Source organism: Pedococcus sp. P1_H8 (assembly GCF_056405175.1).
In genome coordinates this window covers 1-473 of sequence record NZ_JBFUCP010000193.1, presented here as the reverse complement: position 1 = coordinate 473, position 473 = coordinate 1, and the positions used below count along the sequence as shown (strand labels likewise).

The window sequence follows — 473 nt, the reverse complement described above, 5'->3', positions numbered from 1 at the left end:
CTGTTCGCGCAGCGTGAGCTTCTTGAACTTGCCGGTGGCCGTCCTCGGAATGGTGGAGACGATCTCGAACCGCTCCGGCAGCTGCCACCGCGAGAACTCGGTCGACAGGTGCTCACGCAACTGCTCCGGGTCCGCGGTCATGCCGTCCCGGAGCACGAGTACCGCCAGCGGACGCTCGCCCCAACGGGGGTCGGGCACGGCGATCACCGCGGCCTCGGCCACCGACGGGTGTGCCATGAGGTGGTTCTCGAGGTCGACCGAGGAGATCCACTCGCCTCCGGACTTGACCAGGTCCTTGGAGCGATCGCAGATCCGGATGCAGCCGCGGTGGTCGATGCGGACGATGTCTCCGGTACGGAACCAGCCGTCAGCGGTGAAACTGTCGGCGCCCTTGCCGTTGTGGTAGGCCGCAGCCACCCACGGACCGCGCACCTCCAGCTCGCCCATGGCGCGGTCGTCCCACTCGATGAACC

Annotated in this window: 1 protein-coding gene; it reads right to left on the bottom strand. The window is 67.9% G+C overall.

The genetic code is table 11. The features are described from left to right. Positions 1-473 (bottom strand): AMP-binding enzyme (locus tag AC1DYG_RS19545; protein WP_477641514.1); only part of this gene is annotated, 473 nt, incomplete at both ends.